At 39.0% G+C, this 2,015-nt stretch carries 1 protein-coding gene and 1 pseudogene; one reads left to right on the top strand and one right to left on the bottom strand.

The window, feature by feature from the left end:
- Positions 1-1,851, top strand: a 1,851-nt coding sequence (locus tag HE1_RS06035) for a 3'-5' exonuclease (protein ID WP_035545782.1), incomplete at its 5' end; no start/stop codon positions are given.
- Positions 1,852-1,861: 10 nt separating this feature from the next.
- Here the strand turns inward: HE1_RS06035 and HE1_RS10540 are convergent.
- A pseudogene (locus HE1_RS10540) lies at positions 1,862-2,015 on the bottom strand (glutathione transferase); the annotation flags it as partial.

Below are 2,015 nucleotides of genomic sequence, written 5' to 3'. Positions count from 1 at the left end.
ATGGCAACGATCATCCCAACCATCGGAAGCTGCGGTAACAAGATTACTGCCGGAGAAAAGCGTCTTGCGAGAATTTTTGAAAGCAATCTGAGTAGCGATTGTACTTGTTGGTATGACATTCCTACTGGCGAAAAACAAACACATCCTGATTTCATCATTCTGGATCCTCAGCGAGGGCTGCTTTTTATTGAAGTGAAGGACTGGTATATTTCAAAAATAAAATCCGCTAATAAAACACATGTGATATATGAAACATCAGATGGTGACATTTCTCTAACCCATCCCATAGAACAGGTCAGACAATATTCTTACGGCGCAATTAACTATCTAAAGCGGGACCCACAACTTCTTCAGGACAACGAAAAATATAAAGGACAATTTTGCGCCCCCTACGGTCATGGAGTCTACCTCAGTAATATTACACGTAAGCAGTTAGATAAATACTTTTCCAATAGTGATATTTTTCCTTCTGATATCGTGATTTGTAAAGATGAAATCACCGAGTTTATGTCATCTGAAGAAATATCATTACGCCTATTTTCTTTGGTCAAACATACATTTTCTAAAGAGATAAGTAATAAGCAAGTAGATCGTATACGTTGGCATTTATACCCTGAAATTCGCATCACCCACGCTCTCGATAAACCAGAGAGTTCTGCCAAACCAATATCTGTACTCCGAACACCGAATATTATAAAAATAATGGATACTCAGCAAGAATTACTCGCCAGAAGCCTTGGTGAGGGGCATCGGATAATTCACGGCGTCGCCGGCTCAGGTAAAACCTTAATTCTCCTTTATCGTTGCCTACACCTGGCGAAAGATAATAATTTAAAGAAACCTATTCTTGTCGTGTGTTATAATATAATGCTGGCCCAAAAATTAAAATCTCTAATAAAAAGCCATCAACTTATGGTTCCGGTTGAAATTACCAACTTCCATGCATGGTGTTATAAGCAAGCAAAAATTAAAAATATTCTCCCTAACTCAAAGCAAAATTTTATAGAAAACCTTGAGCAAGCTGTTATTACTGGTTTTCAAAATAAAACAATAGCAGCAGAACAATATAGTGCGGTATTAATTGATGAGGGGCATGATTTTAAACAGGATTGGCTAAAAATACTTTCTGGAATGGTTGATAGCGAAACTAACTATCTATTATTTCTATATGACGATGCGCAATCAATTTATCAGAAAAAAAGCTCACTTGATTTTACGCTTTCCAGCGTTGGTATCAAAGCGCAAGGGCGTACAACTATTCTTGACATCAATTATCGAAATACACAGCAGATTCTCCACTTTGCTACCAGCATTGCATTTGATTATTTAAATGATCATATTGAGGATAACTTTAAATATCATAAACCAGATGCTGGTGGACTTCAAGGCCAGGTTCCAAACATGCTTGTTTTTGATAACCACCAACAAGAAATCATCCATATAATTAAATGGCTAAAGCAACAACATCATACTGGTGTTAGCTGGAATGACATGGCTATATTATGTCCCTCGACCGCACATCTTTCTGCAATATTAGTAAAAGAGTTAAGGGATTCAAAAATCCCGCACTACTTTATAGCAAGCTCGGAAGATAAAAAACGCTACTCACCACAAAGCGAATTTTTGTCTATTATACCTTTGCCTAGTAGCAAAGGTCTCGAGTTTCATTCAGTCGCAGTGATAGATAGTTCAAACATAATGGGTAATAGCGATGATCTCAGCGACGAGATAAAGCGACTATATGTTGGTTTCACTCGGGCAACCAATAATTTGCTTGTAACTTTACATCAAAAAAATGTGCTCAGCAGACATTTAACCTCAACTTATAATCAAATCTATAACAATGCATAGTAGCCCCCTGTCACTCATCAAAAAACACCATCCCCTTATACGGCTGTTCGCGGCAGGCGGCCAGACGCTGGGAGAGACTGCCGACGTGCAGCTCCAGCTTATGGCCGTCGGGGTCGAGAAAGTAGTGCGAAGCGCCTTCGCTACGGTTCAGCTTCCAGATCGCC

This window comes from Holospora elegans E1, from assembly GCF_000648275.1.
Lineage (GTDB): Bacteria > Pseudomonadota > Alphaproteobacteria > Holosporales > Holosporaceae > Holospora > Holospora undulata_A.
Note: the sequence above shows the minus strand (reverse complement) of the source record. Positions and strands in the feature narration are given on the sequence as shown.